This is a genomic window from Nocardioides panacihumi (genome assembly GCF_039530925.1).
Lineage (GTDB): Bacteria > Actinomycetota > Actinomycetes > Propionibacteriales > Nocardioidaceae > Nocardioides > Nocardioides panacihumi.
This window is the reverse complement of sequence record NZ_BAAAPB010000001.1, coordinates 725477-751580: the sequence shown is the minus strand read 5'-3', so window position 1 is coordinate 751580 and position 26104 is coordinate 725477. Positions and strand designations below refer to the sequence as shown.

Annotated in this window: 26 protein-coding genes; 17 read left to right on the top strand and 9 right to left on the bottom strand. The window is 72.1% G+C overall.

All coding sequences use genetic code 11. The features are described 5' to 3' along the window. Window positions 1-17: 17 nt before the first annotated feature. Window positions 18-2723, top strand: a complete 2706-nt coding sequence (locus ABD205_RS03635) for a DEAD/DEAH box helicase (RefSeq protein WP_344042500.1) — start codon at window positions 18-20, stop codon at window positions 2721-2723. On the opposite strand, the gene ABD205_RS03630 is transcribed toward ABD205_RS03635, so the two are convergent. Continuing rightward, window positions 2718-3329, bottom strand: coding sequence for an SACE_7040 family transcriptional regulator (locus ABD205_RS03630; RefSeq protein WP_344042498.1), 612 nt, complete (start codon window positions 3327-3329; stop codon window positions 2718-2720). The two genes, ABD205_RS03635 and ABD205_RS03630, sit on opposite strands and share 6 nt — an antisense overlap. 92 nt (window positions 3330-3421) lie before the next feature. Between ABD205_RS03630 and ABD205_RS03625 the strand changes: the two genes are divergently transcribed. Genes ABD205_RS03625 through ABD205_RS03610 form a run of 4 tightly spaced genes read left to right on the top strand, consistent with a single transcriptional unit; the run spans window position 3422 to window position 8854 of the window. After that, the gene (locus tag ABD205_RS03625) at window positions 3422-4954 is read left to right on the top strand and encodes a carboxyl transferase domain-containing protein (protein ID WP_344042496.1); all 1533 of its coding nucleotides are present in this window, start codon (window positions 3422-3424) and stop codon (window positions 4952-4954) included. Between the two features lie 5 nt (window positions 4955-4959). Beyond that, window positions 4960-6771, top strand: coding sequence for an acetyl/propionyl/methylcrotonyl-CoA carboxylase subunit alpha (locus tag ABD205_RS03620; protein WP_344042494.1), 1812 nt, complete (start codon window positions 4960-4962; stop codon window positions 6769-6771). Beyond that, window positions 6764-7708, top strand: coding sequence for a hydroxymethylglutaryl-CoA lyase (locus ABD205_RS03615; RefSeq protein WP_344042492.1), 945 nt, complete (start codon window positions 6764-6766; stop codon window positions 7706-7708). Before ABD205_RS03620 ends, ABD205_RS03615 begins: the two co-directional genes overlap by 8 nt. 57 nt (window positions 7709-7765) lie before the next feature. Next, a complete protein-coding gene (locus tag ABD205_RS03610) occupies window positions 7766-8854 on the top strand; it encodes a hypothetical protein (protein ID WP_344042490.1) in 1089 nt (362 codons plus the stop codon). Between the two features lie 10 nt (window positions 8855-8864). Here the strand turns inward: ABD205_RS03610 and ABD205_RS03605 are convergent, their stop codons facing one another. After that, complete coding sequence (locus tag ABD205_RS03605) at window positions 8865-9788, bottom strand: glycosyltransferase family 2 protein (protein WP_344042488.1); 924 nt, start codon at window positions 9786-9788, stop codon at window positions 8865-8867. 45 nt (window positions 9789-9833) lie between these two features. Here ABD205_RS03605 and ABD205_RS03600 point away from each other — a divergent pair, with 45 nt between their 5' ends. Continuing rightward, window positions 9834-11063, top strand: coding sequence for a hypothetical protein (locus ABD205_RS03600; protein WP_344042486.1), 1230 nt, complete (start codon window positions 9834-9836; stop codon window positions 11061-11063). On the opposite strand, the gene ABD205_RS03595 is transcribed toward ABD205_RS03600, so the two are convergent. Further along, on the bottom strand, window positions 11057-11755 hold the full coding sequence (locus ABD205_RS03595) for an EcsC family protein (RefSeq protein WP_344042484.1): 699 nt from the start codon (window positions 11753-11755) through the stop codon (window positions 11057-11059). The genes ABD205_RS03600 and ABD205_RS03595 overlap by 7 nt on opposite strands. A 37-nt stretch (window positions 11756-11792) precedes the next feature. Here ABD205_RS03595 and aat point away from each other — a divergent pair, with 37 nt between their 5' ends. Next, on the top strand, window positions 11793-12464 hold the full coding sequence (gene aat / locus ABD205_RS03590; RefSeq protein WP_344042482.1) for a leucyl/phenylalanyl-tRNA--protein transferase: 672 nt from the start codon (window positions 11793-11795) through the stop codon (window positions 12462-12464). A 23-nt stretch (window positions 12465-12487) separates the two neighbouring features. Here aat and ABD205_RS03585 read toward each other — a convergent pair whose 3' ends face one another. After that, a complete protein-coding gene (locus tag ABD205_RS03585) occupies window positions 12488-12820 on the bottom strand; it encodes a rhodanese-like domain-containing protein (protein ID WP_344042480.1) in 333 nt (110 codons plus the stop codon). Window positions 12821-12948: 128 nt separating this feature from the next. On the opposite strand from ABD205_RS03585, the gene gvpJ reads away from it, so the two are divergent. Beyond that, entirely contained in the window at window positions 12949-13395 is a 447-nt protein-coding gene (gene gvpJ / locus ABD205_RS22615; protein WP_425572773.1) for a gas vesicle protein GvpJ, read from the top strand. Here the strand turns inward: gvpJ and ABD205_RS03575 are convergent. Further along, a complete protein-coding gene (locus ABD205_RS03575; RefSeq protein WP_344042478.1) occupies window positions 13388-14281 on the bottom strand; it encodes an Fpg/Nei family DNA glycosylase in 894 nt (297 codons plus the stop codon). The genes gvpJ and ABD205_RS03575 overlap by 8 nt on opposite strands. 94 nt (window positions 14282-14375) lie before the next feature. Here ABD205_RS03575 and ABD205_RS03570 point away from each other — a divergent pair, with 94 nt between their 5' ends. The 3 genes from ABD205_RS03570 to ABD205_RS03560 all read left to right on the top strand — a co-directional run bounded on the left by ABD205_RS03570 (window position 14376) and on the right by ABD205_RS03560 (window position 17398). Further along, on the top strand, window positions 14376-15578 hold the full coding sequence (locus ABD205_RS03570; RefSeq protein WP_344042476.1) for an AAA family ATPase: 1203 nt from the start codon (window positions 14376-14378) through the stop codon (window positions 15576-15578). 83 nt (window positions 15579-15661) lie between these two features. Continuing rightward, window positions 15662-16453 carry a glycerophosphodiester phosphodiesterase gene (locus ABD205_RS03565; protein WP_344042474.1) on the top strand — a complete coding sequence of 264 codons (792 nt, stop codon included), beginning with the start codon at window positions 15662-15664 and terminating at the stop codon, window positions 16451-16453. Window positions 16454-16462: 9 nt separating this feature from the next. Continuing rightward, window positions 16463-17398 (top strand): DUF5926 family protein, encoded by a 936-nt coding sequence (locus tag ABD205_RS03560; RefSeq protein WP_344042471.1) that lies wholly within the window; start codon window positions 16463-16465, stop codon window positions 17396-17398. A gap of 12 nt (window positions 17399-17410) precedes the next feature. Here the strand turns inward: ABD205_RS03560 and ABD205_RS03555 are convergent, their stop codons facing one another. The 3 genes from ABD205_RS03555 to ABD205_RS03545 form a co-directional block, all read right to left on the bottom strand. Beyond that, on the bottom strand, window positions 17411-18328 hold the full coding sequence (locus ABD205_RS03555) for an adenylate/guanylate cyclase domain-containing protein (RefSeq protein ID WP_344042469.1): 918 nt from the start codon (window positions 18326-18328) through the stop codon (window positions 17411-17413). 41 nt (window positions 18329-18369) lie between these two features. Then, window positions 18370-18753: a Crp/Fnr family transcriptional regulator gene (locus tag ABD205_RS03550; protein ID WP_344042467.1), complete on the bottom strand. Its 384-nt coding sequence runs from the start codon at window positions 18751-18753 to the stop codon at window positions 18370-18372. Window positions 18754-18832: 79 nt separating this feature from the next. Then, window positions 18833-19678: a prephenate dehydratase gene (locus ABD205_RS03545; RefSeq protein ID WP_344042465.1), complete on the bottom strand. Its 846-nt coding sequence runs from the start codon at window positions 19676-19678 to the stop codon at window positions 18833-18835. A gap of 23 nt (window positions 19679-19701) precedes the next feature. Here ABD205_RS03545 and ABD205_RS03540 point away from each other — a divergent pair, with 23 nt between their 5' ends. Next, complete coding sequence (locus tag ABD205_RS03540) at window positions 19702-20109, top strand: DUF4446 family protein (protein ID WP_344042463.1); 408 nt, start codon at window positions 19702-19704, stop codon at window positions 20107-20109. Window positions 20110-20159: 50 nt separating this feature from the next. Here ABD205_RS03540 and ABD205_RS03535 read toward each other — a convergent pair whose 3' ends face one another. Then, window positions 20160-21719 (bottom strand): bifunctional phosphatase PAP2/diacylglycerol kinase family protein, encoded by a 1560-nt coding sequence (locus tag ABD205_RS03535; protein WP_344042461.1) that lies wholly within the window; start codon window positions 21717-21719, stop codon window positions 20160-20162. Between the two features lie 97 nt (window positions 21720-21816). Here ABD205_RS03535 and serS point away from each other — a divergent pair, with 97 nt between their 5' ends. From serS to ABD205_RS03510, 5 genes are all read left to right on the top strand, one after another. Further along, complete coding sequence (gene serS, locus ABD205_RS03530; RefSeq protein WP_344042459.1) at window positions 21817-23091, top strand: serine--tRNA ligase; 1275 nt, start codon at window positions 21817-21819, stop codon at window positions 23089-23091. Window position 23092: 1 nt separating this feature from the next. Then, window positions 23093-23929: an HAD family hydrolase gene (locus ABD205_RS03525; RefSeq protein ID WP_344042457.1), complete on the top strand. Its 837-nt coding sequence runs from the start codon at window positions 23093-23095 to the stop codon at window positions 23927-23929. Next, window positions 23920-24423: a GNAT family N-acetyltransferase gene (locus tag ABD205_RS03520; protein ID WP_344042455.1), complete on the top strand. Its 504-nt coding sequence runs from the start codon at window positions 23920-23922 to the stop codon at window positions 24421-24423. The genes ABD205_RS03525 and ABD205_RS03520 overlap by 10 nt, the downstream gene beginning before the upstream one ends. A gap of 71 nt (window positions 24424-24494) precedes the next feature. After that, entirely contained in the window at window positions 24495-25334 is an 840-nt protein-coding gene (locus tag ABD205_RS03515; RefSeq protein ID WP_344042453.1) for a Cof-type HAD-IIB family hydrolase, read from the top strand. A 17-nt stretch (window positions 25335-25351) separates the two neighbouring features. Beyond that, window positions 25352-25960, top strand: a complete 609-nt coding sequence (locus ABD205_RS03510; protein WP_344042452.1) for a hypothetical protein — start codon at window positions 25352-25354, stop codon at window positions 25958-25960. The last annotated feature ends 144 nt before the right edge of the window (window positions 25961-26104 follow it).

The following is a 26104-nucleotide window of genomic DNA, read 5'->3' as shown; positions in this document are numbered from 1 at the left end:
GGGTAGCGTCGCCTGCCGTGAGCTTCGTACCCCTGACCGGCCCGGCGGTGCTGACCGTCGGCGACCGGCCACGGGACGGCTCGGTCACGTTCCAGGACGAGCGCCGCACGCTCTCGCTGCCGATCGTCTCGGCCGTGCCGGTGCTCACCAAGGCCTTCGCGCGCGAGGCGACGCACCCCTCCGTGGGGCTGCTCGGCGCCTCCGCCCACTTCGCGCTGCGTCTGGTGGCGGCCGGGAAGTTCGAGGAGACCGCCGACGGATGGGCGCCCGTGGTGGTCGGCGACGACGTGCAGCGGCTGCGGATGCTTGCGGAGTCACGGGCGTACGACGGCGTCGACCGTGAGGGCGCCGAGGCGCTGGTGTGGTCGATGGTGGCCGCCGTCGTGGACGCGATGCCGCGTGGCTCCATGCACGGTGCCACCCGCCGGGCGACCGCTGCGGTGTCACCCGCCCGCCCCGCCGCCGCCGGCCCGGCCGCCGATCGACTGCGCGAGCGCCTCCAGCGACACCTCGTGCCCGACGACACCCCTGCCGAGGTCTCGATCTCGCTGCGTGTCGAGGCCGACGAGGAGTCCCTCACCCAGGGCGTCCTGCGCGTGGTCCTCCAGGTGCACGACGAGGCGAACCCGCTGCACCTCGCTGACGCGGCCGTGCTCTGGCGCGACGACCCGCGCGAGCACGGCTTCGGACCCCGGACCCGCTCGCAGGTGGCGATGCGTCTCGCCGACGCGTCCCGGGCCTGGCCACCGCTGCAGCGGATGAGGTTCCAGGCGTCTCCGACCGAGATGGAGCTCGAGGGTGACGACATCGGGTCGCTGCTCGCCGACGGCGTCGCGGCGCTCAAGGAGATCGGCGTCGACGTGCTGTGGCCGCGTGCGCTCGGCCGCGAGCTGACCGCGCGCCCGGTCGTGGACGCGGGCCCTCGCCCGTCGGGGACCCGGGAGGAGGCGCTCAACACCGGGCTGTTCGGTGTCGACGACCTCTTCAGCTTCAAGTGGCAGCTCGCGATCGGCGACGAGCCGCTCACCGACGAGGAGATGGACGAGCTCGCCGGGGCGGCGGCGCCGATCCTGAAGCTGCGCGGGTCGTGGACGATCGTCGACCCCGGCATCGCGCGCAAGGCACGCAAGCGGATGCTGCGGAAGCTCACGCCCGCGGAGGCGCTCGGCGCCGCACTCACCGGAGTGGCCGACGTCGACTCGGAGGCGCGCGACGTGATCGTCGGAGCGACCCTGGCGAAGCTGCGCGACCGGGTGGCCGAGGTCGGGCGCGGCGACCTCGTCCCGGTGCCCGCCGGCCTGCAGGCGACGCTGCGCGACTACCAGCGACGCGGGCTCACCTGGCTCGCCGAGCTGACCGCGCTGGGACTCGGCGGCTGCCTCGCCGACGACATGGGCCTGGGCAAGACGATCACCCTGATCGCGCTCCACCTGCACCGGGCGGCCGGGCCGACGCTGGTCGTCTGCCCGACCAGCCTGATGGGCAACTGGGAGGCGGAGGTCGCGCGGTTCGCGCCGGGGGTCACGGTCCGGCGCCACCACGGCCGTGCCCGCGACCTCGACGACATCGGGGACGGGATCGTCCTGACGACGTACGGGACCATGCGGCGCGACGCCCGCCTGCTCGCCGAGGTGCCGTGGGACCTGGTCGTCGCCGACGAGGCGCAGCACCTGAAGAACGCAGCCAGCTCCACCGCCCGCCAGATGCGCCTCATCCCGGGCCGCGCACGTGTCGCGCTCACCGGCACCCCGGTCGAGAACGACCTCTCCGAGCTGTGGGCCATCCTCGACTGGGCGGTGCCGGGGCTTCTCGGCAGTCGCAAAGCGTTCCGGAAGGCCTGGGCGGCGCCCATCGAGGCGGGCATCGAGGTGACGACGAGGCAGTTCACCGACCTCGTCGCGCCGTTCCTGCTGCGGCGGCGCAAGTCGGATCCGGGCATCGCGCCCGAGCTGCCGCCCAAGACGGAGACCGACCAGCTGCTCTCGCTGACCAAGGAGCAGACGGTGCTCTACCAGGCTTACGTGCGCGACACGATGGAGCGGATCGAGCGACTCCCGGGGGACGACCCGGCGCGGCGCGGTCTGGTGCTGATGATGCTCACCGGGCTGAAGCAGATCTGCAACCATCCCGCGCAGTTCCTCAAGCACGGTGCCGAATCCGGGGGCAGAGGACGGATCGCCGGCCGGTCCCAGAAGATCGAGCTGCTCGACGAGGTGATCGAGACCGCCACGAGCGAGGGCGGGGCCGTGCTCGTCTTCACGCAGTACGTCGCGATGGCGCAGCTTCTCTCGGCGCACTGGACGGCCACGGGCGTGCCGCACCTGTTCCTCCATGGCGGGACGCCCGTCCGGGAGCGCGAGCGGATGGTCGCCGCGTTCCAGGACGCCCCCGACGGGCAGGGCGTCCCGGTCTTCCTGCTCTCCCTCAAGGCGGGCGGCACGGGTCTCAACCTGACCCGCGCCGACCACGTCGTCCACGTCGACCGCTGGTGGAACCCGGCCGTCGAGGACCAGGCGACGGACCGCGCCTACCGGATCGGCCAGACGAAGCCCGTGCAGGTGCACCGACTCGTCATGCGTGGCACGCTCGAGGAGCGGATCGCGCTGCTGCTGGACCAGAAGCGTTCGCTCGCCGAGGCGGTCCTCGGGCGCGGCGAGACGGCCCTGACCGAGCTGTCCGACGCCGAGCTGCGCGACCTGGTCAGCCTGCGGCCGGAGTCATGAGTCGGATGAGCCCAGCCCCGATGAGCCCAGCCCCGGCGAGCCCGGCACCGGTGACCCCAGCGCCCGCAGCGCCATCGCGGTCAGCACGCCGCGCATCTCGTCGGCCGGCAGCAGACCGCTGTGCGGCGTCGAGTTGATCAGGCCGAACGCCGCATGCGCCATCGCCCGTGCGGCCGACAGCGGCAGCCGAGGATCGAGCAGGCGCAGCTGGGCGGCCCACAGGTCGACGTACGCGCGCTGGAGCGTGCGGACCTGCTCGCGCGACTCGGCGGGCATGGACGACCAGTCGCGGTCCTGGACGACGATGAGTGCCCGGTGCCGCAGCGCGAAGTCGACGTGCCAGTCCACGAGCGAGGAGAGCGCCTCGGACGCCGACGTCGCGTCGGCGACACGTGCCTGCCCCTCGGCGAGCAGCTGCTCGCTGATCGCGACGAGCATCTCCGCGAGCAGCGCCTCCTTGGAGGGGAAGTGCTTGTAGAGCGCCGGCCCGCTGATGCCGCACGCCGCACCCAGGTCGGCGACCGAGACACCGTGGAAGCCGCGCGCCGCGAAGAGCTCGGCAGCTGTGTCCAGCAGCTGCTGGCGACGGGTCTGCGTCTCGGTCACGGCAGCAGGTTAACGGTCGTTCACCGATCTCGGGACCAGTCTCACGGTCCGCCCTTGCCGATCCTGGTTAACGATCGTTAACCTCACCTGTTGTGACCACCCTCAGCGAGCTGGGACTACGAGAGCTCACCACCGAGCTGCGCGAGCGCCTGGCGATCGTCCGGCAGGGCGGCAGCGAGAGCGCCCGGCAGAAGCACACCGATCGCGGCAAGCTGCTGCCCCGCGAGCGCGTCGACCGGCTGCTCGACCCCGGCAGTCCGTTCCTGGAGCTCAGTCCGCTGGCGGCGTACGAAATGTACGGCACCAACGTGCCGTCCGCCGGCGTGATCACCGGCGTCGGCCGCATCGCCGGTCGGGAGTGCGTCGTCGTGGCCAACGACGCGACCGTCAAGGGCGGCACCTACTACCCGATGACCGTGAAGAAGCACCTGCGCGCCCAGCAGGTCGCCGCGGACAACCGGCTGCCGTGCGTCTACCTCGTCGACAGCGGTGGCGCGTTCCTGCCGATGCAGGACGAGGTCTTCCCCGACCGCGAGCACTTCGGCCGGATCTTCTTCAACCAGGCGAACCTCTCGGCGCGCGGCATCCCGCAGATCGCGTCGGTGATGGGCAGCTGCACCGCCGGCGGCGCCTACGTCCCGGCCATGTCCGACGAGACCGTCATCGTGAAGGACCAGGGCACGATCTTCCTCGGCGGCCCGCCACTGGTGAAGGCGGCCACCGGCGAGGTCGTCAGCGCCGAGGACCTCGGCGGCGGGCTCGTCCACGCGACGAAGTCCGGCGTCGTCGACCACCTCGCCGCCGACGACGCCGACGCGCTGCGGATCGTCCGGGAGATCGTCGACACCCTGCCGCGCACGACGCCGAGCCTGACCCCGCAGGAACCGGAGGAGCCCCTCGAGGATCCACAGGGCCTCTACGACGTGGTGCCGACCGACACCCGGACGCCGTACGACGTCCGCGAGGTGATCCGCCGCATCGTCGACGGCAGCCGGCTCGCCGAGTTCAAGCAGCTGTACGGCGAGACCCTGGTGACGGGCTTCGCGCACATCCACGGCTACCCGGTCGGGATCGTGGCCAACAACGGCATCCTGTTCAGCGAGTCCGCACTCAAGGGCGCGCACTTCATCGAGCTGTGCAACCAGCGCGGGATCCCGCTGGTCTTCCTGCAGAACATCAGCGGCTTCATGGTCGGCCGGGAGTACGAGAACGGCGGCATCGCCAAGGACGGCGCCAAGCTCGTGACCGCGGTGGCCTGCAGCGTCGTACCGAAGTTCACCGTCGTGATCGGCGGCAGCTTCGGCGCCGGCAACTACGGCATGTGCGGGCGCGCCTACGACCCGCGGTTCCTGTGGATGTGGCCCAACGCGCGGATCTCGGTGATGGGCGGCGAGCAGGCCGCGTCGGTGCTCGCGACGGTCGCGGGGCGGGCGGACGACGACGACTTCAAGGCGCCCATCCGCGAGCAGTACGAGACCCAGGGCAACGCCTACTACGCCACCGCCCGGCTCTGGGACGACGGACTGATCGACCCGGTCGACACCCGCCGGGTGCTCGGCATGGGGCTCGCCGCCGCGGCCAACGCGCCGGTGCCGGCCCCCAACTACGGCATCTTCAGGATGTGACGCGCATGGACACTCTCCTGGTCGCCAACCGCGGCGAGATCGCGCTCCGGGTCTTCCGGACGTGCCGCGACCTCGGCGTGCGCACGGTCGCCGTCCACACCGACGCGGACGCCGGGGCTCCGCACGCACGCGAGGCCGACGTGGCGGTGCGCGTCGGCTCCTACCTCGACGGGGCCGAGATCCTCGCCGCCGCGCGTGAGACCGGCGCGACGGCGATCCACCCCGGCTACGGCTTCCTGTCCGAGAACGCATCCTTCGCGCGCGCGGTCCTCGACGCCGGCTTGGTCTGGGTCGGGCCGCCCCCGGCCGCGATGGAGGCGATGGCCCGCAAGGACCACGCCCGGGAGATCGCGGTCGCGGCCGGCGTACCCGTGGTGCCGCGCGACGACAGCAGCTTCCCGGTGCTGGTGAAGGCTGCCGCCGGTGGCGGCGGCAAGGGCATGCGCGTCGTCCGCAGCGCCGGCGAGCTCGAGGAGGCCAAGGCCGCCGCGGCGCGCGAGGCGGCGAGCGCGTTCGGCGACGACACCCTGCTCATCGAGAAGTACGTCGAGCGGGGCCGCCACATCGAGGTCCAGGTCTTCGGCGACGCACACGGCGACGTCATCCACTTCGGCACACGCGACTGCAGCGCGCAGCGGCGCCACCAGAAGGTCGTGGAGGAGGCGCCCGCGCCGACCCTGACCGACGCCCAGCGCGCGCTGGTCCAGGACTCGGCCGTCGCGCTCGCCAAGCAGGTCGGCTACTCCAACGCCGGCACCGTGGAGTTCCTGCTCGACGATGCGACCGGCGAGGCCTATTTCCTCGAGATGAACACCCGCCTCCAGGTCGAGCACCCGGTCACCGAGGAGACCGTGCTCGTCAGGGGCCGACGCCTCGACCTCGTCGCCCTGCAGCTGCGGGTCGCGGCCGGCGAGCCGCTGGGACTCACCCAGGACGAGGTCGTGTTCGACGGGCACGCGATCGAGGTGCGCATCTACGCCGAGGACGCGTACGCCGGCTTCCTGCCGCAGGCGGGCACGGCGAGCGTCGTCCGGTGGCCCGGCGGGGTCCGGGTCGACCACGCCCTGGAGAGCGGCCAGGTCGTCAGCACGTCGTACGACCCCATGCTCGGCAAGGTGATCGTCCACGCCGCCGACCGCGAGACGGCGCGGCGGGCGATGGTCGACGCCCTCGACGACACCGCGATCCTCGGCATCACGACCAACACCGGCTTCCTCCGGGAGCTGGTCGCCGGCGACGAGTTCCGCGATGCAGCGATCGACACCGCGTGGCTCGACCGCCACGAGCCGGTCGCGCCGGACGCCGGGGAGGCGAGGACCCTCGCAGCGTGGGCGTGGTACGACGCCCACGCCACCCCGGCCGGCCCGTTCGCGTCCGACGGCTTCCGTATCGGCGGTCCCGCAGCCGACCCGGTGATCGAGCTGGACGTCCCGGTCACGCTCGACCACCAGCCGGGACGTCATACGTTGCGGTCGCTCCGACCACCGGCTCGTATGACGTCCCGGGTGAGTGTCCACGGTGTCGAGCTCGCGCACCACGGACAGCGCCACGTGTTCACCCGTCCCGACCCGGCGGCGGCACACGAGTCGGTCGCGGACGGCACCATCGCCAGCCCGATGCCGGGGACGGTGCTGGACGTGCGCGTCGCGGAGGGTGACGCTGTCGAGGAGGGTCAGGTGCTCGGCGTGGTGGAGGCGATGAAGATGGAGCTCGCGCTCAAGGCGCCGTACGCCGGCACGGTGACCCGCGTCGCCGCCGCCATCGGCGCGCAGGTGGCCCTCGGCGCCCTTCTCTTCGAGGTGACGGCCCATGAGTGAGCTGCCGCTGGGAGCGCTGCCGGCAACCGTCCCCGAGCCGGGGCTGCCGGCGCGGGTGACGATCTACGAGGTCGGTCCGCGCGATGGCCTGCAGAACGAGAAGGGCGTCGTCGACACGGCCGTGAAGGCCGAGTTCGTCACCCGGCTGCTCGCGGCCGGCCTGCCGATCGTCGAGGCCACGAGCTTCGTCCACCCCCGGTGGGTGCCGCAGCTCGCGGACGCGGCCGACCTGATGACGCTCCTCGGCGAGGCGGGGAAGGGCCTGCCGGTGCTCGTCCCCAACGAGCGCGGCCTCGACCGCGCCCTCGAGCTCGGGATGCGGCACGTCGCGATCTTCGGCAGCGCCACGGAGACGTTCGCGAGCAAGAACCTCAACCGCACGCTCGACGAGCAGTTCGCCATGTTCGAGCCGGTCGTGCAACGAGCCCGGGACGCGGGGCTCGACGTCCGCGCCTATGTCAGCATGTGCTTCGGCGACCCGTGGGAGGGCCAGGTGCCGATCGAGCAGGTCGTCGGCGTCGGCCGGCGGCTGCTGGACCTCGGCGCCAGCCAGCTCAGCCTCGGCGACACCATCGGGGTCGGCACCGCGGGCCACGTGACGGCCCTGGTCGACGCCTTCGTCGCCGCCGGCGTCGGCACTGACCGGCTGGCGCTGCACTTCCACGACACCTACGGGCAGGCGCTGGCCAACACCTACGCGGGCCTGCGGGCCGGCGTGACGACGTACGACGCCAGCGCCGGCGGCCTGGGCGGTTGCCCCTACGCCAAGAGCGCCACCGGCAACCTCGCCACGGAGGATCTGCTCTGGTTCCTCACCGGCCTGGGGATCGAGCACGGGGTCGACCTCGGCCAGGTCGTCGACGCCAGCGTCTGGATGGCCGGCCAGCTGGGCCGGCCGAGCCCGAGCGCCGTCGTGCGCGCCCTCGCCGGGGCGTGAGGGGAAGCACGCGAAGACCCCTACATCGACCGCCCCTCGACCGGGCACACTCGGAGCATGGGTGCGAGGGTGTTTCTCCATGTCGGTGCGCCTAAGACAGGCACGACGTACCTCCAGGACCGGCTGTTCCTCAACCGGACCAACCTGGGCAGGCACGGCATCAAGTACCCCACGGGCATGCGGGAGGACATGTTCCTCGCCGCCGTCGACCTGACCGGCATCAAGTGGCCCGGGTTCGTCGACATGGCGAAGGGCGAGTGGGACGCGCTCGTACGCCGGACCAGGCTGGCCAGCGGCACCGTCGTGCTCAGCCACGAGCTCTTCGCGGTGGCCAAGCCGTCCCGGATCCGGAAGGCGGCCGAGGACCTCGGCCCCGGCACCGAGCTGCACGTCGTCCTGACCGCCCGCGACATCGGTCGCCAGCTCACCGCCGACTGGCAGGAGGGGCTGAAGATGTATGGCTCCAAGACCTTCGAGCGGTTCCTGAAGGAGACGGTCGAGGGCGACCCGCGGACGTCGAAGCAGTGGTTCTGGCGAGCTCAGCACATCCCGCGCGTGCTCAGCAACTGGGGTGCGATCGTGCCGCCCGAGCGCATCCACCTCCTCGTGCTGCCGCACTCCGACGCTGACGTGTGGGACATGTTCAGCCGGACGATCGGTGCCGAGCCCTCGTGGGCGCCGAAGGACACCGACCGACGCAACGCCTCGCTCGGCGCGGGCGAGGCGACCATGCTGCGCCAGCTCAACAAGCGGCTCAAGCGCGTCGGCCTCGACCGCGAGACCCATCGCAGCCTGGTGCTCAACCCCATCGTCTACGACACGCTGTCGCAGCACGCGGGACTCCCGATCTCGCTGCCGCCGGAGTCCTACGAGTGGGCGAACGGCGTCGCCAAGGAGTGGGGCGACTGGTCGGTCGCCGCGGGGATCGACGTCGTCGGCGACGTCGCCGACCTGCTGCCGGAGCCTCCGGCCGACGACGGCTGGCTGAACCCCGACCGCCCAGGACCGCGTGCCGTGCGCGACGCGGCGCTCGACGCGCTCGTCGGCGTCATCCTCGAGGCGGCGCAGCGGCCCGACCCCGAGGCACGCCTCAGCCGTCGGGCGGTCCGGGCGGCACGCCGGCTGGCCCGTCGTCCGGGTCGCTAGGCCGCGACGCTCAGCGCCGGCGCCACGGCAGGCGACGCAGCGCGCTCTCGCGCAGCCGGCGGTAGGCGACGACGCCGGACTCGCCGGAGTGGATGTCGCGACGCAGTCCCTCCTCGACCTCCACGAGCCGCCGGTCGATGAACTTCGTCAGGTAGAGCACCAGCCCGAGGCCGTGCTCGCCGACGTACGAGCGGAGGGCGGCGTCGCGGACCAGGGCGTCGTACTTCTCGTGGTCGTTGCTCGCGGAAGTCACGCTGTTGCCGTCGACGCCCGTCGTGCCGGGCCGCTGGTGCCAGAAGGCGAGCGGCTCGGCGCCGAGGTAGTCCAGCGACCACCTGGCGAGGATCTTGAGGTTGAACGCCCAGTCGCCGACGACGGAGAGCGACTCGTCGTAGTGGCCGATCTCGTCGTGCACCTCCCGGCGGTAGAGGAAGCCGATCGGCACGAACCTGTTGAAGAGCAGCGTGTCGCCGAGGAGCGGGTCGTGCAGGTGGCCCTGGAAGACCTCGCGCCCCGTCTCGACGTAGCCCTCCGCGCCGGCCTCCTCCCAGACGATCTCGATCCGGGAGACGACGCCCGGCGCGAGCGGGTGGGCGTCGAGGTGGGCGGCGGCGCGTTCGAGGAACGTCGGCGCCCAGGTGTCGTCGTCGTCGTGGAGGACGAGGTACGCCGCCCCCGACTCCGTCGCGGCGCGCACGCCAGCGTTGGCGCTCGGCCAGCGACCCAGCGAGGCGGGATGGTCCAGGATCGTCACCCGGGCCCTGTCGGCGTCGTCCAGGTCGGCGACGACGCCCGCGACGGGCACCGGGTCGCCACCGTCGTTGACGACGAACGCATGCCAGTCGTCGTAGGTCTGCGAGGCGATGCTGCGCAGGGCGCGGGTCAGGAAGTGCGGGCGGTCCTTGGTCCTGACCACGATGCCGACGGTTGCCACGGGCACCGATCCTAGAGGGCGGGTGTCCCCCTCTACGATGGCGCCATGGCTCGCCGCGTGCTCCTTCACATCGGGACTCCGAAGACCGCGACCACTTATCTGCAGGACATCCTCTTCCGCAACCGCGACGTGCTGGAGAAGCACGACGTGCACTACCCCGTCGTGCACTTCGACGATCACTTCCGCGCCGCGCTCGACCTGACCCGCCGGGAGTGGGGTGGTCTGGAGGACGAGGTCGTCGGTGAGTGGGACGCGCTCGCGGCCCGGACCCGCTCCCTCGGCGGCACGGTCATCATCAGCAACGAGATCCTGGCCGGCGCCAGCGCCGAGCAGGCCGCCCGCGCGGTCGCGAGCTTCGGTGACGCCGAGGTCCACCTCGTGCTCACGGTCCGCGACCTCGGCCGCCAGATCCCGGCGGAGTGGCAGGAGACGGTCAAGCACTACAACACCGAGACCTACGCCGAGTTCCTCCGCATCATCGAGTCTCGGCAGGGCCGCAGCGCCGACCTGTTCTGGCGCGTCCAGCACCTGCCCGACATCCTCGAGCGCTGGGCGGGCGACCTGCCGCCCGAGCAGGTCCACCTGGTCACCGCGCCGCCCGCCGGCGCCAGGTCCGACGTGCTGCTCGGCAGGTTGGAGCAGGCCTTCGGCATCGACGACCTCCCGCTCGCCTACGAGAGCAACCGGACCAACGCCGGGCTCGGCGTCGCCGAGACGGCGCTGATCCGGATGCTCAACGAGCGCGTCGACCGCTCCCTGCCCGACATCAAGTACCGCTACCTCGTCCGCGAGGTGCTCGCCCACCGGCAGCTCGCCGAGCGCACGACCCGCACCGGGTCCTCACGCGTCACGCTGCCGCCCGACCACCGGCCGTGGGTGGACGAGCTCGCCGAGAGCTGGATCGCCCAGCTCGACACGGCGGGGTACGCCGTCACCGGCGACCTGGCCGACCTGCACCCCGCCCCGTCACGGCTCGAGTACGTCGACCCCGATCACGCCGACACCCGCGAGGTGCTCGCGGCAGCCGTCGAGTCGATCATGGCGCTGGTCCACGAGGGGTCGCGGATGATCGTCGAGGAGGAGGAGCTGCGCGAGCAGCTGCACCGGGCCCGTGCCGAGCTCGACCTGCAGCGCAGCATCCCGCTGCGCCGCCGGGTCCGCGAGAAGGCGTTCGACACGCTCAACGGCAACGCCGCCGGGCAGAAGGCGCTCGGCGCGTACCGGCGCCTGCGCGGCCAGGTGGCCCGTCCGCTACCGGGTGCGGGTCGTCACTGACGCGCGGCCCGCGGCAGCAGCTCGCGTGCGGCGTACCGCCCGACCTTGAACGAGTCCCAGCCGTCGACGCCCGCGCCGACGACACCGCCGACGATCGGCACGCGCCGGCCGACGACCGTCGCGAGCCTCTTCCCGGCGACACGGGCGATCAGCTCGCCCGTCACCTCCGCCGCCACGATGCGGTCGAGGTCGGGGTCGTGCACGGGGGCGGTCGCGATCGCCATCGGCGGGGCGGGCAGCTTCTTGCGCCGGATCTGGCGGTTCACCCGCTCCTCGCCGAGCAGCGTCACGAGGATCGCCGCGCGCACGCGCGGGTCGTCGAGGTCGTAGCCGCGCAGGTGCGCGATGCCGGCGACCATCCGGCACTCGATGAGGGCGAGGCCGGTCACGTTGGCCGGCAGCATGAACGCGGTCGCGACGAGGCCACCGAGGTTGGTCGCGAAGCCGTTGGCCGATGCGTAGGCGACATGGTTCTCGATCACCTCGCGCACGGCCCTGCTCCTGTTGCCGCGCTGCTCCTCGAGCTGCTTCTCGGCGGCCGCGGCCGCCCCCGGCAGCGGGCCGACGCCTGCGATCGCCCGGTGCAGCGCTGTCTGCACGACGTTCGAGGAGACGCCGGGTGCGAGGTCGACCAGCTTCGGGGCGAGGGTCGTGCCCACCGCCGCCGCGACCTTCTTCGTGGTGCCGCTCATGGATCGATCCTAGGGACCTGTCGGTAACTTCAGACTCGTGCCCATCGAGCCGCCCCCGTCTCCGTGGCTGTTCGCCGACCCTGACGACGACAGGTACGACGACCTGGTCGGCCTCGGCGCCGACCTCGAGCCGGGCACGCTCCTGGCGGCGTACCGGGGCGGGCTCTTCCCGATGCCGGGGGACTTGCGGCAGGACCCCCTGCTGTGGTTCTCACCCGTGCAGCGCGGCATCCTGCCGCTGAACGGGCTCCGGGTGTCGAAGTCGCTGCGCCGCTCCGCGCGCGAGTTCGAGATCCGTGTCGACAGCGCCTTCGCCGACGTCGTCGCGGCCTGCGCGGACCCGTCCCGGCCGCAGGGCTGGATCGACGACAGGATCAGGACGGCGTACGGCGACCTGCACCGGCTCGGATGGGCCCACTCCGTCGAGGCCTGGCGTGACGGTCGCCTGGCGGGCGGCCTGTACGGCGTCGCGATCGGTGGCCTCTTCGCCGGGGAGTCGATGTTCCACCGGGAGACCGACGCGTCGAAGGTCGCGCTGGTCGGCCTCGTCGACCTGCTGCGCGACGAGTACGCCGACGAGCGGCTGCTCGACGTGCAGTGGTCGACCCCGCACCTGGCCTCGCTCGGTGTCGTCGAGATCGGCCGGAGCGCCTACCTGGCGCGGCTGCAGGGCGCCCTGACGCTGCCCCTGCCGGACGCCTTCGTCTAGCGGTCGGGCGCCGGATCGAGACGTCAGACGACCAGCGGCGGCTGACCGGTCTCGCTGACCATCGGCCGGCCGGCGCTCGCCCAGTCGAGCATCCCGCCGTCGAGGTTGACGGCCTGGAAGCCCTGGGCCGTGAGGTACATCGTCGCCTGCGCCGACCGGCCGCCGATCTTGCACACGACGAGGAGCTGCCCCTCGGGCAGGTCGCCGGTCCGGCTCGTCAGCTGGCTGAGCGGGATGTGGACGGCGCCGTCGATGTGGCCGTGCACCCACTCGATGTCCTCGCGCACGTCGAGGACGATCACGCCCTGGGGCAGCGGGTCGGGGACCCCGTCGACGGGAACGGTCGGGATGCTCACGGCCTCATTCCAACATGCGGGGCCGGGCTCGCAAATCCGACGTTCGGCCAGTTGAGCGGCCGCCGGTCTGGGTACCGCCACCATGCGACCGCTGACCGGCGCGACGGCACGGACGCCGGGGAGGTCCCATGACGATGCAGACGGGTGGCTATCTCGCCAGGCCCGCGCCCAGCGGGCTCGCCGACGTGATCGAGATCGTCCTGGACAAGGGCATCGTGGTCGATGTCTACGCTCGGGTCTCCCTCCTCGGCATCGAGCTGGTGAGCGTCGACGCCCGCATCGCGGTGGCCAGCGCGGACACCTATCTCAGGTTCGCGGAGGCGACGAACCGGCTGGACCTCTACGAGCACGGCGGCCGCACCCTGCCCGAGATGCTGGAGAAGGGCGTGCACGACACCGTCGAGCACGTCGCCTCGAACGTCGTGGAGAGCAAGATCGAGGGCGCGGTGGAGAAGGTGGAGGACGTCGCCGAGAAGGGCGGCCCCATCGCCGAGGCCGTCGTCTCCGGCGCCGAGAAGCTCGCCGGCAAGGTCGTCGACGCGCTCGTGCCGGACAAGGACGAGGACGCTACTTGAGCAGCTTGGACAGGCGCCGGTCCGCGAGCGGCTTGCCGCCGGTCTGACAGGTCGGGCAGTACTGCAGGCTCGAGTCCGCGAAGCTGACCTCGCGCACCGTGTCCCCGCAGACCGGGCACGGCAGGCCGGTGCGGCCGTGGACCGCCATGTGCGACTTCTTCTCGCCCTTGAGCTCGCTGGCGGCCAGCCCCCGGCTGCGCTCGACGGCGTCGCCCAGGGTCGTCCGGATCGCCGTGTAGAGGGTGTCGAGCTCGGCGTCCGCCCCCGGATTCAGCAGAGCGTCCGCCGGCTTGAACGGCGACATCTTCGCCGCGTGCAGGATCTCGTCGGAGTAGGCGTTGCCGATCCCGGCGATCGTGCCCTGGTGGCGCAGCACGCCCTTGATCTGCTTCTTGCCCTGCGCGAGGAGGATCTCCCGCAGGCGCGCCGGCGTGAAGTCGTCGGTCAACGGGTCGGGCCCGAGCGTCGCGATGCCCGGCACGTCCTGCGGGTCGCCGACCACGTAGATCGCGAGCGACTTCTTGGTGCCGGCCTCGGTGATGTCCAGCCCCGCCGACGAGTCGGAGCCCTCGTCGTCCAGCACGATCCTCGCGGCGAGCGTCGACTTCGTGCTGGGTCGCGGCGGGACCGCGGGGACCTCGTCGCGCCAGCGGACCCAGCCGGCCCGGGCCAGGTGCATCACGAGGTGGACGCCGGAGGCCTCGAGGTCGAGGAACTTGCCGTGGCGTCGTACGTCGTCGACGAGCGTGCCCTCGAGCGCGCTCAGCGGCGGGTCGTAGGTCTTGAGCGCGCTGAACTGCACCAGGTGGATCTTGGTGATCGCGCGGTCGTGCAGCCGGCTCCTCAGGTCGAGGGCCAGCGCCTCGACCTCGGGCAGCTCCGGCACGCGGACAGTCTAGGGAAACCGCCCTCGACGGCGTTCGATGCGACTCGCTAGCGAAATCTAAGCCTGACCCTAGAGATCCGGATACGGTCCGATCATGGACCCGATCCGCAACCCGTACGCGCCCGGCGCCGGCCAGCGACCGCCTGAGCTCGCCGGCCGCGACGACCAGCTGCGGGCCTTCGACGTGGTGCTGGAGCGGGTCGCCCGCGGCCGCCCGGAGCGATCCCTCGTGCTCACCGGGCTGCGCGGCGTCGGCAAGACGGTGCTGCTCAACGCCTGCCGCTCGGCGGCGGTCCGCAAGGGCTGGGGGACCGGCAAGCTCGAGGCCCGTCCGGACCAGTCGCTGAGGCGACCGCTCGCCAGCGCCCTGCACCAGGCCGTCCGCGAGCTCGGTCACCCGGAGGAGGACCAGGTCGACCACGCGCTCGGCGTGATCCGCGGCTTCGCGCAGCGGGAGGCCGGGCCCAACGCCAAGCTGCGCGAGCAGTGGTCGCCGGGCATCGAGGCGCCCGTCGTGCGCGGGCGCGCCGACTCCGGCGACATCGAGATCGACCTCGTCGAGCTGCTCAGCGACGTCGGCGGGCTCGCGGCCGACGTGGGCAAGGGCGTCGGCGTCTTCATCGACGAGATGCAGGACCTCGGCCCCGACGACGTCTCCGCGCTGTGCGCCGCCTGCCACGAGATGAGCCAGTCGGGCCTTCCGCTCATCGTCGTCGGCGCCGGCCTGCCGCACCTGCCGGCCGTCCTCTCGGCCAGCAAGTCCTACTCCGAGCGGCTGTTCTCCTACCAGCGCATCGACAGGCTCGTGCGCGAGGCGGCCGACCGCGCGCTGCAGGCGCCGGCGGCCGACGAGGACGCCGAGTTCGAGGAGGCGGCGCTCGAGGCCATGTACACCGCGACCGGCGGCTACCCGTACTTCATCCAGGCCTACGGCAAGGCGGTGTGGGACCTGGCTCCGCGCGCCCCGATCACCGCGAGCGATGTCGAGGTGGCGGCGCCGGAGGCCGAGCGCGAGCTGGCCGTCGGCTTCTTCGGCTCCCGCTACGAGCGCGCGACGCCTGCCGAGCGTGACTACCTGCGCGCGATGGCGGACGCGGCGACCGAGCTGGGCGCCGACGCCGACGCCGTCGGCTCGGTGGCGACCTCCGACGTCGCCGCCGTGCTCGGCAAGAAGCCGCAGTCGCTCTCGCCGGCGCGCGACGCGCTGCTCAAGAAGGGGCTGATCTACTCCGGCGAGCGCGGCCGGATCGCGTTCACCGTGCCGCACTTCGGGCGCTACCTGCGCCAGCAGGGCTGAGGCGCCCCGACGTCGGCAGCACGTCGAGCGCGACTGCGCGTGCCATTTCCGCGCGAGGCGGTGATCGGGCCACAATTGGTGCCATGAGGCCCCAGGTCGTCGCCCATCGCGGCGCCAGCCACGAGATCGCCGAGCACACGTTGGGGGCGTACGTCGCCGCACTGGACGCGGGTGCCGAGGCGCTCGAGTGCGACGTACGGCTGACGGCCGACGGCCACCTCGTCTGCGTGCACGACCGGACACTGAAGCGCACCGCGCAGACCCCCGGTGTGGTCTCGACCATGGAGCTCGCCGACCTCGCGGAGCTCGACTTCGCGAAGTGGAAGAACCCCTGGATCGACCTCGACGACGAGGCGCCCGACCGTGACGAGGCCTTCGACCGGGTGCTCACGCTGCGCACCCTGCTCGAGACCGTGCGTGACTACTCGACACGCACCGGGCGGCGCGTCGAGCTCGCCATCGAGACCAAGCACCCGACCCGCTACGGCGGGCTGGTCGAGAAGCGACTGGTCGAGCTGCTCAGCGAGTTCGGCTGGATCGGGCCCGACGCGCCGGTGCGGGTGATGAGCTTCAGCTACACGGCACTGCAGCGGGTGGAGCGGCTCGCTCCGGACCTGCGGCTGGTGCAGCTGATCGAGCACGCGCGCAACTGGGCCATGCTCAGCCGGGCCATCGGGCCCGACTGGATCCTCGGCCCCGGCATCCAGATGCTGCGCGATCACCCGAAGGTGCGTGCCCGGATCGCCCACTCCGGCCACGACCTGCACGTGTGGACCGTCAACAAGAAGTCCGACCTGGAGCTCTGCCTGGACCTGGGTGCGAAGGCGGTCATCAGCGACCGGCCGGCCCACATGCTGGAGCTCCTCGACGGGTAGGGTCCGCGGGTGGCCAAGAAGTCTCGCAACCGCCCCGAAGAGCCCCTCCCGCTGTACGACGGCAAGGTCGTCGGCCCGCGTGAGCCCTGCCCTTGCGGCAGCGGCAAGCGCTACAAGGTCTGCCACGGCGTGCCGGGCGCCACGACGTTCGTGAAGCGGCCCTTCGCGGGGCTGCCGCAGGAGTGCGACCTGGTCGCGATGCGTGAGCTGGTGCCCTCGGCGACCGCCCCGCTGACGATCAAGGGCCACGAGGACCGCACCGTGCTGCTCGCCTCGCTGCTGCCGCTCGCGGCGCCGGCGATGGCGCGCGACAGCGGCCAGGTCTGGGCCGGCCTGCAGGTGCAGCACAGCTTCGGCGACCCGTCGCGCGAGGTCGCCGCGGCGCTCCTCCTGGCCCTCCAGGCCGAGGAGTCGGGCATCGTCGGCATGCTCGAGGCGCCCGGCCCGGGCCCGCGTCTGCAGGACATCGTCGTCAACGAGACGATCGACGTGACGGTGCACGACGGCTTCGAGTTCTGGATCGGCGACGTCGAGGACCGCACCGGTCTCGAGGACGCCCTCCAGCAGGCCAACGAGGCGGCCACGCCGACGGCTCGGCTGACCGGCGTCGAGGCGGCGTACTGGACCAACGTCGGCAGCAAGGAGCACCTGCGCTGGGTGATGCCGGAGCCCGAGGACGAGCTGCTCACCGCGCTCGCCCGGCTGCACGTCACGCGGGCCGACGTGATCGTCCCGGGGGCGCGGTTCGTCGGGATGTTCCGCGCGCTGGGGCTGCTCGCACCGGTGTGGGACCTGCCGGTCGGCACCGGCGCCGAGGCGCTCGAGGAGCCCGCCGCCGCGTTCAAGGTGGCGCTCGACGCGGCGCTGGCCGACGGGTCCGACCTGACGCCCGAGGAGCGCTCCGCCCGCGCCGGGCTCGCCAACCGGCAGGTGACGATCCGGTAGGGCTTCCGCGGATCAGCGCACCCGGCGCAGCGCGAACGGCTGCAGCCGGGAGTAGCCCTTGACCGACGTACGCCGGAGCCGGACGAGCGAGTAGCCGCCGGTGAGCACGTCGGCGGCTCCCTCGTCGACCACCACCCTGCCCGGGCGGGCGACGGCGGTGAGTCGCGAGGCGATGTTGACGGTCGGCCCGAAGACGTCGCCGAGCCGGGCGACCACGTCGCCGTAGGCCAGCCCGGCGCGGACCGCGGGGAACGTGTCGTCCGGGTCGTCGCCGCGCTCGGTGACGGTGAGCGCGATCTCGGCGGCGCCCACGGGGTCGTCGCAGACGAACAGCACCGCGTCTCCGAGCGTCTTGATGACCCTGCCGCCGTGGTCGACGACGAGACCGGTGCAGGCGTCCTCGAACTCCTCGACCCACCCGACCAGCTCGGCCTCGGTGAGCGAACGGCTGCGCGAGGTGTAGCCGACGATGTCGACGAAGCAGACCGCCATCGGGGCGCTGCCGGTCTCGGCGGTCGTCAGCAGGCGCGTCGCGGCGCTGGCCGCGTGCCGGCGCCACACGTAGGACTGCAGCGCCTCGAGGTCGGGCACCACGCCGCCGGCGAGCGACATGAGCTCCTCGACGGTGTCGCCCGGCCGCTCGGCCGCCAGCTCGGCGAGCAGTGCCGTCTGCCACTCCGCGAGCCGGGCGAACGACCGGCCCCAGGTCCGCACGAGGGCGGCCTGACGGTCCGGGCTGAGGATGCCGAGGCTGACCAGGTTGGCCGTCAGCCGCAGCGCCTCCACGTCGGCACGCGTGAACGCGGCCTCGTCCTCCCCGGCCAGCGGGAAGCCGAGCAGGCGCCAGAGCTCGTTGGCGAGCTCGACCGGCACGCCGGCGGCGTCGGCGACCTCGTGCTGGGTGAGGGTCGGCGTCTCGCCGAGCAGCACGGAGTCGACCAGCTCGCTCAGCCCGGGGCCGTCGTACTCGCTCAGTGGGACCTGAACCTCTCCGCCGCCACGTCCTCGAGTGCGTCGCGGAAGCGCGGCATCTCCACGGAGAGCCTCATCAGGGAGTCCGCGGAGAGGTGGATGAGCTCGAGCGGCGTGAGCGCGACGATGCTCGCCGTGCGCAGCGACCGGTTGAGGATCGCGGCCTCGCCGACGATGTCGCCCTCCCCGAGCTGGGCGACCTCCTGGCCGTCGCGTCGCACGGAGACGACGCCGGACAGGATGATGTACGCCTTGTCGGCAGGGGTGTCCTCCCAGATCGGCGACCAGCCCTCCGGCAGCGTCACGCGGGTGCCCGAGGCGCTGATCTTCGCGATCTCCTCGGGTGTGAAGAGCGAGTAGAACGACCCCGATGATGTCGGCACGAGGACCCCTTCGGACGAGCGGCGGCAGTGACGAACAGTCAACGAGCGAGCGCCCGGAGAGGTACGGCGACCAGGGCCGTCAGGCGTTCCGGAACGGGTCGGCGGGGTAGACGCCGAGCACCTTCACGTCGGTCGTGAAGAACGCCAGCTCCTCCAGCGCACGCTTCAGTCCGGGCTCCTCGGGGTGTCCGTCGACCTCGGCGAGGAACTGCGTCGCGGTGAACTCCCCCGCGACCATGTAGGACTCGAGCTTGGTCATGTTGACGCCGTTGGTGGCGAAGCCGCCGAGGGCCTTGTAGAGCGCTGCCGGGATGTTGCGCACGTTGAAGATGAACGACGTGACGACCGGTCCGTTGCCCGCGGGCGCCTCCACGAGGTCGCGGGAGAGCACGACGAACCGGGTGGTGTTGTGCTCCTCGTCCTCGATGTCCTCGGCCAGCACCTCGAGGCCGTAGATCTCGGCGGCGAGCGGCGGGCTGATCGCCGCCATCGTCGGGTCGCCCGCCTCGAGGACCTCCCGCGCCGCGCCGGCCGTGTCGCCCGAGATGACCGGGGTGAAGCCGTGCTCGCGGATGATCTTGCGGCACTGTCCGAGGGCGTGGACGTGGCTGTGCACGGTCCGGATCTCCTCGATGCGCGCGCCCGGCAGGCCCATCAGGTGGAACCGGATCCGCAGGAAGTGCTCGGCGACGATGTGCAGCGACGAGGCCGGCAGGAAGTGGTGGATGTCGGCCACCCGGCCGGCGATCGAGTTGTCGATCGGGATCATCGCCAGGTCTGCGTCGCCCCCCTCGACGGCCGCGAAGACGTCCTCGAAGGAGGCGCAGGGCACCGGCTCGGCGTCGGGGTAGTGCTGCACGCACACCTGGTGGGAGTTGGCGCCGGCCTCGCCCTGGTAGGCGATCCTCTTCACGGTGTCGGACACCGGCTCAGTCTAGGGTTCCGGATGTGCTCGCCCTGACGCTTCTCAGTCTGCTGACAGCCGCCGTCGCCCTGGTGCTGGCGGTCCTCGGCTGGCGGCGTACGCCGTCCGGCGCCGGCGCCGACTCGCTGCCGGCGGACCTGCGGGCCGACCTGCTCGGCCTGCGGCAGGAGGTGGCCACGCTCTCCGCCGAGTCGAGGCAGACCTTCCGCCACCTCGCGGTCGTCCGCTACGACGCGTTCGGCGACATGGGCGGCCACCTGTCCTGGTCGCTCGCGTTGCTCGACGACGCCGGGGACGGGGTGGTGCTGACGAGCATCCACGGCCGCTCGGACGCACGCACCTACGCCAAGAGCGTGAGCGGCTGGGCGTCCGACGCGCAGCTCTCGCCCGAGGAGGAGGAGGCGATCGCCTCCGCCCGCCCGAAGCGCTGAGCCTCGAGTGCCTCGGCCACCCAGGGGTGGCCCTGGCACTCAAGTGTCGGTCAGCGCGGGACGCGCACGAGCAACCGCCCGTGCACGTTGGTCATCCGCAGCTCGCGCCCGGACCCGATGGTGTCGCCGTCGAGCTGGCGGGGGGTGTCGCGGTCGGCGCGGATGACGACGGTCCGGCCGGTCATCCGGTTGACCAGGTCGTCGGTGCGCGGTCGCTTGGCGAGCACCCGGAAGGCGAGCGGGAGCCACGACCAGAACCGCTGCGGGTAGAGCAGCACGACGTCGAGGAGCCCGTCGTCGATCTCGGCGTCGGGCAGCAGCGGCATCCCGGCCGTGAGCGACCCGACGTTGCCGACGACGATCGTGCGGGCGCGGTGCTTGGTGAACTCGGCGTCGTCGACGGAGATCTCGACCTTGACCGCGGGGAACATCAGCGCCTTCAGCCCCGACAGCACGTACGCGACCCAGCCGACCCTCGCCTTGATGTCCTCGTTGACGCCCTCCATGATCGCGGCGTCGAAGCCCATGCCGGCCATCACCAGGAAGTGCGTCCGCTCGATCCCGTCGCCGTCGACCTCGACCATGTCGATCGCGCGGTCCTGGCCGTTGAGCGCGACGTCGATCGCGGCCCGCAGGTAGAGCGGGATCGCGAGGTTGCGGGCGAGCAGGTTGCCCGTGCCGGCCGGGATGATGCCGATCGGGACGCCGGTGCCGGCGAGCTCGGCGCACACCTCCCGGACGGTGCCGTCGCCGCCACAGACGAGGACCAGCTCGGCGCCGTCGACGGCGGCCTGCTCGGCCTGCCCGGTGCCGGAGTCATCGACGGTCGTGAAGTACCACCGCGGCTCCCGCCAGCCCGACTCGACGGCCATCGTGTTGACGATCGACTGGAACTGGCCGACGCTCTCCACCTTGCTCGGGTTGAGCACGACGGCGCAGCGCTTGTCGCCCTGGAAGACCTCCGGCAGCGGCTCCGCCTTGATGGCGTGCGCGAGCGGGAGCGGTGAGTAGACCGCCAGGCCGACCAGGACGAGCCCGATCCCGAGGAGGAGGGCTCCGACGACGTCGGTGGCGTGGTGGCGTCCGAGCACGAGCCGGTCGGCGCACACGACGAGCGTGACGAGCACCGACGCGGTGACGATGAGCCGCCGCAGCGCGGTCTTGCGGATGAAGATCAGCGCCAGCACGGACGTGACGCCGAAGAACGCGGCCGCGTGCATGACGTGGCCGCTGGGGTAGGCGAGGCCCGTGTACGGCGACATGGGGTCCTGCCACGCGGGGCGCGGCCGGTCGACGACGTGCTTGACGACCTGGCTGACGACGACCGCCGCGACGTTGACGCCCAGGGCGTAGATCGCCGCTCGGCGGTAGCCCTTCACCCAGAGCCCGATCGCCAGAGCGAGGTTGTAGACGACGAACGGCCAGAACTCGAAGGCCGCCTCGACCCAGCGAGCGAGGGTGTGCACCGGCCCGTGCGTGACGACGAGGGGCTCGCCGACGGCCTTGTCGAACGCGTCGGCCCAGCCGAGACCGACCACGACGGCCAGCACCAACCCGAGGACCAGACATGAGATCCCGGCGGCGAGCGTTGAGGTACGGCGGTCGGGCACGGGCGACAGGATACGGTCCGCTCCCGCGAGAGCCTGCGCTGACGAGTCTCGCCTCGCCCGCGTCGTCACCCGTCAGCGCAGGCTCTAGGCTCGTGCCGTGATCGACCCGCGCATCCTCCGTGAAGACCCCGACCGCGTCCGAGCCTCGCAGGCCAAGCGCGGGCTGAGTGACGCGGTGGTCGACCAGGCACTGTCCGCCGACTCGACGCGCCGTGCGGCGATCGTCGCCTACGAGGCCAAGCGCGCCGAGCAGAAGCAGCTCGGCGGCCAGGTCGCCAAGGCGCAGGGCGAGGAGAAGCAGGCGCTGCTGGAGCGGACCCGTGCACTCTCGGCTGAGGTGAAGTCGCTCGAGGAGACGCAGCGCGCCGCCGAGGACGCATGGTTCACCGCCCTCAAGAGCATCCACAACGTCGCCGCGGACGAGACCCCGGCCGGCGGCGAGGACGACTTCGTCGTGCTGGAGAGGGTGGGCACCCCGCGCGACTTCGCGGCCGAGGGATTCGAGCCCCGCGACCACGTCGAGCTCGGGAAGCTGCTCGGTGCGATCGACCTCGAGCGCGGCGCGAAGGTCTCGGGTTCGCGCTTCTACTACCTGACGGGCGTCGGGGCAGAGCTCGAGTTCGCGCTCATCAACCTCGCGATGGAGCAGGCCCGCGAGGCGGGCTTCACGCAGGTGATCGCGCCCGCTCTGGTCCGCCCCGAGGCCATGGAGGGGACCGGCTTCCTCGAGCAGGCGGAGGAGAACGTCTACCGGATCGACGGCGAGGATCTCTACCTGGTCGGCACCAGCGAGGTGCCGATGGCGGCGTACCACTCCGACGAGATCCTCGACCCCGCCTCACTCCCGCTGCGCTATGCGGCGTTCTCGTCGTGCTTCCGCAAGGAGGCCGGCTCCGCGGGCAAGGACACCCGGGGCATCATCCGGGTCCACCAGTTCGAGAAGGTGGAGATGTTCGTCTACACCACGCTGGAGGAGTCGTACGCCGAGCATGAGCGCCTGCTCGCGTGGGAGAAGGAGTTCCTCGACAAGCTGGAGCTCGCCTACCAGGTCATCGACGTGGCGGCCGGCGACCTCGGCAACTCCGCCATCCGCAAGTTCGACTGCGAGGCGTGGATCCCGACCCAGGGCAAGTACCGCGAGCTCACCTCGACCTCGAACTGCCTCGACTTCCAGGCCCGCCGCCTCGACATCCGCGGTCGGTTCGAGAAGGGCACCGCTCCGGTCGCGACCCTCAACGGCACGCTGACCGCTGTCACCCGCGCGATCGTCGCGATCCTCGAGACCCACCAGCAGGCGGACGGCTCGGTCCGGGTCCCCAAGGCGCTGCAGAAGTGGCTCGGCCGCGAGGTGCTCGAGCCGGTGGCCCGCTGAGATGGCGGTCTCGCCCGAGACCTCGTGGAGCCCGAAGGTCGTCGCACTCGACATCGACGGCACCCTGCTGAAGTGGATCGCGGGCCAGGGCGCGACTCTCGAGGAGATCGCACCCGCGGTGTACGACGCCGTCAACCGCGCCTACGACTCCGGCGCGCAGGTCGTGCTGGCGTCCGGTCGCTCACCGCACGGCATGACGAGGGTCGCCGACCTGCTCGACCTGCCGCGGGAGGGCGACGACAGGCTGTGGATCGTCGCGTCCAACGGAGCGGTGGTCCTGCGCTACCCGCCCGTCGACGTGGTCCACGAGGAGACGTTCGACGCCCGTGAGGCCGTCTACGCGATCCTCGACCGGCACCCCTCCGCGCTGGTGGCCGTGGAGGAGCGCGGCGTGGGCTACCGGCTCAACGACCACTTCCCGCCGGGTGAGCTGACCGGCGACATGATCGTCACGCCCGTCGAGGAGCTGGTCTCCCAGCCGGTCTCCCGTGTCATCATCCGCGACCCCGCATCGACCGCGGAGGACTTCGTCTCCCTCGGCCGCGAGCTCGGCCTGCAAGGCACGTCGTACGTCGTCGGCTGGACCGCCTGGCTCGACCTGGCGGCGGTGGGCGTCTCGAAGGCGTCCGGGCTGTCCTACGTCGTCGACCAGCTCGGCCTCGAGCCGTCGGACGTGCTCGCGATCGGCGACGGCCGCAACGACATCGAGATGCTCACCTGGGCCGGCCGCGGCGTGGCCATGGGGCACGCGCCCGACGAGGTCAAGGAGATCGCCGACGACGTCACCGGCGGCGTCGACGAGGACGGCGCGGCCGCGGAGATCTCGCGGTGGTTCTGACCCTCGCCGCGGTCACGAGCGAGCGCCTGGTGCTGCCGCTGTGGGACGCCCGGACGGTCGCGGCGATCCGCACCGGGGACCGGCTGGACGGCTGGCACCGCGACTTCCCCCGGGAGGACGACCGCGATGCCGCGTCGCTGTGGCACGAGGGCGACCCGTGGGGGCCACGGTCGATCGTGCGGGGCGCGACCGCACTCGGGTCGATCGGGTTCTTCGGTCCGCCGACACCGGCCGGCGACGGAGTGCCGGAGACCGAGATCGGCTACGGGCTGGTCGCCGAGGCGTGGGGCTGGGGGTTCGCCACCGAGGCGCTGCGGGCCCTGCTGGCGCACACCGACGAGGCCGGCGTACGGATCAGGGCGTCGGTGGCGCCCGAGAACGCCCGCTCCCTGCGGGTGCTCGCGAAGTCCGGGTTCACCCAGCTGCGCGGGCCGAACGAGGAGGGCGAGCTCGTGCTGGCCCGCCCGCTGCCCGCTCCCCGCCCGGGGGCCTGACGCACCCCCGTCGGACGAGTGCGCGCCGTCGGATGAGCGGCCGGTCGGGGGAGTGGGACAGAATGCGACGCGTGGTGGCAACAGGCGAGACGTCCCGGGCGCTGCCCAGGCTGGTGGCGACCGACCTGGACGGCACGCTCGTCCGCTCCGACGGCACCGTGTCGGCGTACACCGCCGACGTGCTCGCCCAGCTCGACGACCGCGGGGTGCACGTCGTCTTCGTGACCGGGCGCCCGCTGCGGTGGGCGCGTGACGTCTTCTCGTACGTCGGCAGCCACGGCCTCGCGATCGTCTCCAACGGCGCGCTGGTGTGGGACGTCGCGGAGGAACGGCCCTGGCTGGAGCGGCCGATGGCGCCGCAGGTGTCCCTCGAGGTGGCACGCGCCCTGCGCGAGACGATCCCGGGGATCCGGTTCGCCGTCGAGACCGTCGAGGGCTGGTCGATGGAGCCCGACTACCTGCGTCACCACGCCGACGACGACCGTGGCTTCCGGCCGCAGCGCGAGCTGCCGCTCGACGAGCTCGTCGACGCTCCGGTGCTCAAGCTGCTCGCACGCGGCAGCGGCCTGGACGCGGACGACTTCATGGCGGCGGCCGTCGCGGTCGTCGGCGACCGCGTGAACGTCACCCACTCGTCGTTCCCGCTGCTGGAGATCAGCGCGCTGGAGGTGACCAAGGCGTCGACGCTCGCCCTGATCGCGGAGAAGCTGTCCGTGGACGCCGCCGACGTGGTCGCGTTCGGCGACATGCCGAACGACCTGCCGATGCTGACGTGGGCCGGCACCTCGTACGCGATGGCCGATGCGCACCCGACCGTTCTGGAGTGCGCTACCCACGTGGCGCCGGGGCACGACGAGGACGGTGTCGCGCGGGTGCTGGCTGGAGTGCTGGCTGGAGTGCTGGACGGATGATCTGGTCTGATGGGCCCGTGCTCCGTCGTGCCCTCGCCCTCACCGTCACGGTCTGCGCCGTGGCTGTCTGCGCCGTGGCTGTCTGCGCCGTGCTCGGGGTCGTCCTCGGGCCGCAGACGTCGTACGCCGCCCCGGGGTGCCCCCGGCCCGCACCCGCGGTCGCCGTGCAGCGTGCGACCGTCGTCTTCACCGGTGTGGTGACCTCCGCGACGCCCAGCGGCACCTCGTTCGTGCACAACGTCAAGGTCGACCGGGTCTACAAGGGTCAGGTGACCACCGCGGAGGTGCGCGTGCGCACCACCGGCGGCACGTGCGGTCTGGGGAGGCTCACCCCCGACGAGCGGTACGTGGTCATGGCCATGCCCGACGGCGACAGCTGGCTCGCCGGCCCGCGCTCGGGGACCGCCCCGGCGAGCGATGCCCTGCTGGCGCGGGTCCAGTCACTGCTCGGCCAGGGCACCGCGCCGACGAAGGCGCCGACGACCCCGAAGCAGGTGACCTACCAGCAGGTCGGCGCGGACCACCCGCGACCGTTCCTGCGGGTCGCGGCGCCCGGCTTCGCGCTGATCCTCGTCGGCCTGCTCGGCCTCGTCGTCGCCCGGCGCTGGGGCCGCGTGCCCGCGTAGAGCGTCGCGCGTCGGGCGCTGCGCCCGCGCGCCAAAGTGTCACCGTGATAGTTCCGAACTATCACCGTGATAGTTCGGGCGGTGGGTGACAGTTCGTATGTGTCACCGGTGCCTCGAACTATCACCGTGACACTTTGGAGAGGG